Source organism: bacterium (assembly GCA_021372775.1).
Taxonomy (GTDB): Bacteria; Acidobacteriota; Polarisedimenticolia; order J045; family J045; genus JAJFTU01.
In genome coordinates this window covers 1-6732 of sequence record JAJFTU010000043.1, presented here as the reverse complement: position 1 = coordinate 6732, position 6732 = coordinate 1, and the positions used below count along the sequence as shown (strand labels likewise).

Genomic DNA, 6732 nt, shown 5'->3' with positions numbered 1-6732 from the left:
CCGACGACGCATCAAGTAACGCGGGCCTTTCGGCCCTGCGCCGCCGACCGACGACGCATCAAGTAACGCGGGCCTTTCGGCCCTGCGCGGCCGACCGACGACGCATCAAGTAACGCGGGCCTTGACGTCAGTGCCGCAACGACCCTAGGCCCGCGCGGAACACCGCCAGACCGGCCGGCTCCTTCTTCTCAAGCTCCGCGCGCTTCCGCCGCCAGTCGGGGTGGTGCCACGGGAAGAGGAACGCGTCCGGGTGCGGCATCACGCCGAGGATGCGGCCGGTCGCGTCGGTCACGCCCGCGACGCCGCGCGCGCTGCCGTTCGGATTGAACGGCCACTCCTCGGTGACCCGCCCCGCGTCGTCCACGTACCGCAGCGCGACCTGCCCGTTCGCCTCGAGGCGGGAAAGCGCCTCGTCCGACTCGAGCACGAACTTCCCCTCGCCGTGCCGCGTCGGCAGCTCGAGCGCGTCGAGGCCGCGCGTCCAGACGCAGCGGCTCGCCGGATCGACCTTCAGCTTGACCCACGAGTCGCGGTAGCCGAGCCGGTCGTTGTTCGTCAGCGCGGCGCGCGGCGCGAAGTCGTGCGCCCCCGCCTCCGGCCCCGGCAGCAGCCCCAGCCGCACCAGCGTCTGGAAGCCGTTGCAGATCCCGAGGACGATCCCGCCGTCCGCGAGGAACGCCGCGAGGTCGTCCAGCAGGTGGGCGCGGATGCGCGCGGAGAGGACGAGGCCGCCGGCGATGTGGTCGCCGTAGGCGAAGCCGCCGATCAGCCCGAGCACCTGGTAGTCGGGAAGGCGGCGCGCGTGGCGCCGCGCGAAGAGGTCGGTGAGGTGCACGACGTCCACTTCGCCGCCGGCGAGGCGGAACGCGTGGGCGGTCTCGGCCTCGCAGTTGAGGCCGAAGCCGGTCGGGATCAAGACGCGCGGGGCGGTCATCGCGAGGTCTCCTGCCGCTTCCACGCCGCGGCGAGGTTGTCGATCGGCGCGTCGGCGAGCGTCGCCGCGCCGAGGCGGATCGTCAGGCGGCCGCCGGCGTTCGTCGCGCCGATCACCGCCGCCGGCAGGTCGCCCAGCGCGCTCATGACGTCGTCGAGCCGCGAGGGCGCGACCGAGAGCAGGAAGCGGCCGCACGACTCGCCGGCGAGGCGCGCTTCCCATCCGGGACGTCCTTCGCCGGGCAGCTTCGCCAGGTCGGCCTCGATCCCGACGTCGCCGGCGCGGCCCATGAAGAAGAGGCCGGTCAGCAGGCCGCCGCGCCCGAGGGCGTGGGCCGCCGAAACGCGCCGCGCGGCGATCAGGCGCGCGACCTCGGCGTAGCGGCGCGCGAACTCCTCGGGCCGGCAGCGCGGGACGTCGCCGCCGCGCTCGCCGCGCATCGCCGCCCACTCGCTCCCGCCGAGCTCCTCGCGCGTCTCGCCGACGACGACGAGCATTTCGCCGGGGCCGCCCGGCTCGAGCGTCGTCGCCGCGCGGACGTCGTCCACGATCGCGATCGCCGAGACGAGCAGCGTCGGCGGGATGCTGATCCGCCGTCCGCCGACGACGGCGTCGTTCTTCATCGAGTCCTTGCCCGAGACGAGCGGCGCGCCGTAGGCGACGCAGATGTCGTGCAGGCCGCGCGAGGCGCGCACGAGCTGTCCGAGCTTGAAGCGCGCGTCGGGGTTGTTCGGCCCCTCGAGCGGATCGGGCCAGCAGTAGTTGTCGAGCGCCGCGATCCGGTCGGGGCGCGCCCCGGCGGCGATCGCGCGGCGCACCGCGAGGTCCACGCCGGCCTGGGCCATCGCCAGCGCGTCGAAGTCGGAGTAGGAGGGGAAGACCCCCTCGGAGAGCGCGTACCCGGTCGCGCCGTCGTAGTCCACCATGAAGACGCCGGCGTCGGACGGCACGTCGCGATGCACGCCGATCCAGGGACGGACGACCGTCAGCGCCTTGACCTCGTGGTCGTAGGTGCGGGCAAGGTCCTCGTTGGAGCGGACGTTGTCCCGCGCGAGGAAGCGCGCGAGGAGCGCCGCGCCCGCCGCGGGCGAATCCGGCGCCTCGGCCGCCGCGTAGGCGCCGCGGTCGGGGGCGGACCACTCGGAGACGAGGTCCATCTCCGGGTCGCCGTCGTGCATGAACGACATCGGCAGCAGGGCGACGGTCGCCGCGCCGTAGAGGACGTGGAAGTGGCCGTCGCTCGTGAACTCGCCGAGGTCGGTCGCCTCGACCTCGCGCCGCCGCGCCAGCTCGAGGAACGCGTCGAGCTTGTCGGGCGGCACGGAGAGCGTCATCCGCTCCTGCGCCTCGCTGACGAGGATCTCCCACGGGGCGAGCCCTTGGTACTTCAGCGGGGCCTTGGCGAGGTCGAGCCGCGCGCCGCCCGGCTGCTCGGCCATCTCGCCGACCGAACTGGAGAGGCCGCCGGCGCCGTTGTCGGTGATCGCCGAGTAGAGGCCGAGATCGCGCGCCTCGAGCAGGAAGTCGAACATCATCTTCTGCGTGACCGGGTCGCCGATCTGCACCGCCTGCACCGGGCTCTCCTCGGTCAGTTCGGCCGAGGAGAAGGTGGCGCCGTGGATCCCGTCCTTCCCGATGCGTCCGCCGACCATCACGATCCGGTCGCCGGCGGCCGCCTTCTTGACGTGCGAGGGACGCCCCGTCGTCTCGACCGGCATCCGGCCGACCGTGCCGCAGTAGACCAGCGGCTTGCCGAGGTACCGCTCGTCGAAGTACTCCCAGCCGCGCGCGTACGGCACGCCCGACTGGTTGCCGCCGTCGATCACGCCGGCGTGGACGCCGTCGCGGACGCGGCGCGGATGGAGCAGCCCCGCGGGGAGCGCGCCGGCGTAGTCCGGCGGGCCGAAGCAGTAGCCCCAGACGTTGGAGAGCAGCTCGGCGCCGAGGCCGGTGCCGAACGGATCGCGGTTCACGCCGACGATGCCGGTGATCGCCCCGCCGTACGGATCCAAGGCCGACGGGCTGTTGTGCGTCTCGACCTTGTAGACGAGGTGGTGGCGCTCGGTCGCGGCGACGACGCCGGCGTTGTCGTGGAAGACGGAGACGAGCCAGCTGCGCCCCTTCTCGGCCTTCAGCCGCTCGTCGATCACGCGCGTCGCGCCGCGGATGTAGGTCTTGAACAGCGAGTCGATCACCTGCGGCGGACGCCCCGCCTCGGCGTGTGTGATCCGCGCGTTCATGATCTTGTGCTTGCAGTGCTCGCTCCAGGTCTGGGCGAGCGCCTCGAGCTCGACGTCGGTCGGCGCGCCGCCGAGGCCCGCCGCCTTGCGCCGCGGATCGTCCTTCGCGCCGCGGTAGAAGTCGCGGATCGCCCTCATCTCCTCCAGCGAGAGGGAGAGGAGGCGCGCGCGGGAGATCGCGCGCAGCTCGTCGTCCGAGACCTCGAGGCCGATCGTCAGCGCCGGGCGCGGCGCCGTCTCGACGACGCGCGGCACGGAGAGGTCGGGGCCGGAGGCGAGCCACTCGTCGCGCGTCTCGACCTTCACCCGCTCGATCACCTCGTTGGCGAGGAGCTCGGTCGCGATCCGCGCCGCGGCGAGGCGGTCCACGCCGCGCAGCAGGTAGACCCGCGCGGTGTAGACCTTCCCCTTCTCGCCGAGCTTGCGGCCGAGAAGGTCCTCGATCGCCACCTTGGCGCTCTTGCCGACCGGGTCGGTCACGCCGGGCTTGAAGCCGACGGAGACGGCGACGTCGAACGGGCCGTCGTCGAGCCGGCCGACGGCGCCGACGCGCACGATCGGGCCGGCGAACTCGTCGGCCACGCGGCGGGCCTCGTCGTCGGCGAGCGCGGGCTCGACCAGGTAGACGTCGCGGGTCCGGACCGACTCGACCGTCAGGCCGAGATGCTCGCGGATCCGCCGGGCGACCGACACGCCGCGGCTGTCGACGAAACCGGCGCGGGTTCCGACCTCGATGCGGGTAACGCTGGACACGGGGCAACCCCTTCGGATGGCGGTGGACGACGGGGCGGAAGCGCCGGCGCCCCCGGAAAGGCCTCAGTCTAACGCGTTCTCCGTCCCCCGCCCGCGGCGCGCGGGACGCGCCTACTTGCCGAGCTTCGCCAGCGCTTCGGCGAGCGGCAGGCCGGCCGCGTCCTTCGCCGAGAGGATCGGCGCCTCGAGCGGCCACGGGACCGCGAGCTCGGGGTCGTTCCAGCGGATCGACAGCTCGCCGCCCGGGTCGTAGAAGTCGCTCACCTTGTACTCGACCAGCGTCCGCTCGCCGAGGATCGCGATGCCGTGGGCGTAGCCGGCCGGGACGAAGACCTGCCGCTGGCTTTCCGCGTCGAGCCGCACGGCGACGTGCCGCTTGAACGTCGCCGAGCGCGGATCGACGTCCACGACGACGTCGAGCGCCTCGCCGAGCGCGACGCGGACCAGCTTGGCCTGCGGGCGGCGCGTCTGCAGGTGCAGCCCGCGGAGCACGCCGCGCGCCGACGAGGAGAGGTTGTCCTGCACGAACGGGACGGCGATCCCGCCGGCCTCGTACTTCTCGCGCTGGTAGCTCTCGACGAAGAAGCCGCGCGCGTCGCGGTAGACGTCCGGCTCGACGACGACGACGCCGGGAAGGGCGGTCTCGAGGAACTTCAACTCACCCCTCCTCGGCGAGGCGCAGCAGGTACTGGCCGTAGTCGTTGTTGCGCATCGACTCCCCCGCGGCGACGAGCGCGGCGCGGTCGATGTAGCCGAGCTTGTAGGCGATCTCCTCCGGGCAGGAGACCTTCAGCCCCTGCCGTTCCTCGATCGCCTGGATGAAGTTCGCGGCCTGCATCAGCGACTGCGGCGTGCCGGTGTCGAGCCAGGCGATGCCGCGGCCGAGCGTCTCGACGTGCAGCTCCCCCATCTCGAGGTAGGCGCGGTTGACGTCGGTGATCTCGAGCTCGCCGCGCGCCGACGGCGTGAGGTTCGCGGCGACGTCGAGCACGCGGTTGTCGTAGAAGTAGAGGCCGACGACCGCGAAGTTGGAGCGCGGCTTCGCCGGCTTCTCCTCGATCGAGAGCGCCTTGCCGTCGGGGCCGAACTCGACGACGCCGTAGCGCTGCGGGTCGCGCACGCGGTAGGCGAAGACGGTCGCGCCGGTCTCGCGCGCCGCCGCCCGCCGCAGGTACTCCGGCAGCCCGTGGCCGTAGAAGAGGTTGTCGCCGAGCGCGAGCGCGGCGCGGTCGCCGCCGACGAACTCCCGCCCGAGCGTGAACGCCTGGGCGAGGCCGCCGGGATGCGGCTGCTCGCGGTAGGCGATCGAGAGGCCGAACTGCCGCCCGTCGCCGAACAGCCGCTGGTAGCTCGGCAGGTCGGCCGGCGTGCTGATCAGCAGGATCTCCCGCACGCCGGCGAGCATCAGCGTCGCCAGCGGGTAGTAGACCATCGGCTTGTCGTAGACCGGCATCAGCTGCTTCGAGACGCAGCGGGTCAGCGGGTGGAGCCGCGTTCCCGAGCCGCCGGCGAGGATGATCCCCTTCATCGCCTTCCCCCTTCGCGCGTCAGCCGCCGAGGCCGAGTCGGCGGCGGTCGTAGGTGTCCTTCTGCACCGCCTCGCACCAGTCGCGGCGGGCGAGGTACCAGTCCACCGTCGCCGCGAGGCCGGAGGCGAAGTCGTGGCGCGGCGCCCAGCCGAGCTCGGCGCGGATCTTCGAGGCGTCGATCGCGTAGCGGCGGTCGTGCCCCGGGCGGTCGGCGACGAACTTCTTCAGCTCGGCGTAGGCGCCCTTGCCGCGCGCCGCGAGCGCCGGGTTCGTCCGCGCCGGGACGCGCGCCTCGAGCAGCGCGCAGATGCCGTCCACGATCTCGAGGTTCGTCTTCTCGTTCCGCCCGCCGATGTTGTACTTCCCGCCGAGCTCGCCGCGCGTCAGCGCGAGCCAGATGCCGGCGCAGTGGTCCTCGACGTAGAGCCAGTCGCGGACGTTCCCGCCGTCGCCGTAGATCGGCAGGTCGCGCCCCTCGAGGGCGTTGAGGATCATCAGCGGGATCAGCTTCTCCGGGTACTGGAACGGCCCGTAGTTGTTGGAGCAGTTCGTCAGCACGACCGGCAGGTCGTAGGTCCGCCGCCAGGCGAGGGCGAGGTGGTCCGCCGCGGCCTTGGCCGAGGAGTAGGGGCTCGACGGCGCGTACGGCGTCTCCTCGGCGAAGAGGCCGGTCGGCCCGAGCGAGCCGTAGACCTCGTCGGTCGAGACCTGGAGGAAGCGGAACGACGCGGCGCGGGCCGGGTCGCGCTTGAGGTCGGCGCGCGCCGCCTCGAGCAGCTCGAAGACGCCGCGGATGTTCGTTTCGAAGACCGTGGTCGGGTCGTCGATCGAGCGGTCCACGTGGCTCTCGGCGGCGAAGTTGACCAGCGCGTCGGGGCGCTCCTCGTCGAAGAGGCGCCGCACCGCGGCGCGGTCGGCGATGTCGCCGCGCACGAAGACGACGCGCTTCTCGTCGAGCCCCGCGATGTTGAGCAGGCTGCCGGCGTAGGTCAGCTTGTCGAAGACGACGATCCGTTCGACGTCCTCGCCCAGCGCGTGCCGGACGAAGTTGGCGCCGATGAACCCTGCGCCTCCCGTGACGACCAGCGTCCTCATCCTCTTCCCCTCTTCTCCGTCGCGCGGCCCCGCGCGCGGCGAGTTCGAAGCATGACCCGCGCCCCGCGGCGCATCAACCGTTCTTCCGTCGCCGCGGGCGCGTCGGCGGCGGCGCGGGCACGGCGCAGAGCGGCTTGCTCGGCGACGGATCGGCGAGCAGCTCGGCGAGGGTCGAGGCGGC

5 protein-coding genes are annotated in these 6732 nt (G+C 72.7%); all 5 read right to left on the bottom strand.

The genetic code is table 11. From position 1 onward, the window contains the following. Positions 1-127 precede the first annotated feature (127 nt). Positions 128-934 (bottom strand): phosphoribosylformylglycinamidine synthase subunit PurQ, encoded by an 807-nt coding sequence (locus LLG88_01725; protein MCE5245626.1) that lies wholly within the window; start codon positions 932-934, stop codon positions 128-130. Next, a complete protein-coding gene (locus LLG88_01720) occupies positions 931-3927 on the bottom strand; it encodes a phosphoribosylformylglycinamidine synthase (protein ID MCE5245625.1) in 2997 nt (998 codons plus the stop codon). The genes LLG88_01725 and LLG88_01720 overlap by 4 nt, the downstream gene beginning before the upstream one ends. Positions 3928-4038: 111 nt before the next feature. Then, a complete protein-coding gene (gene rfbC / locus LLG88_01715; protein ID MCE5245624.1) occupies positions 4039-4584 on the bottom strand; it encodes a dTDP-4-dehydrorhamnose 3,5-epimerase in 546 nt (181 codons plus the stop codon). A gap of 1 nt (position 4585) precedes the next feature. After that, positions 4586-5455 (bottom strand): glucose-1-phosphate thymidylyltransferase RfbA, encoded by an 870-nt coding sequence (gene rfbA, locus LLG88_01710; protein MCE5245623.1) that lies wholly within the window; start codon positions 5453-5455, stop codon positions 4586-4588. A gap of 19 nt (positions 5456-5474) precedes the next feature. Continuing rightward, a complete protein-coding gene (rfbB, locus tag LLG88_01705) occupies positions 5475-6551 on the bottom strand; it encodes a dTDP-glucose 4,6-dehydratase (protein MCE5245622.1) in 1077 nt (358 codons plus the stop codon). Between the last annotated feature and the right edge of the window lie 181 nt (positions 6552-6732).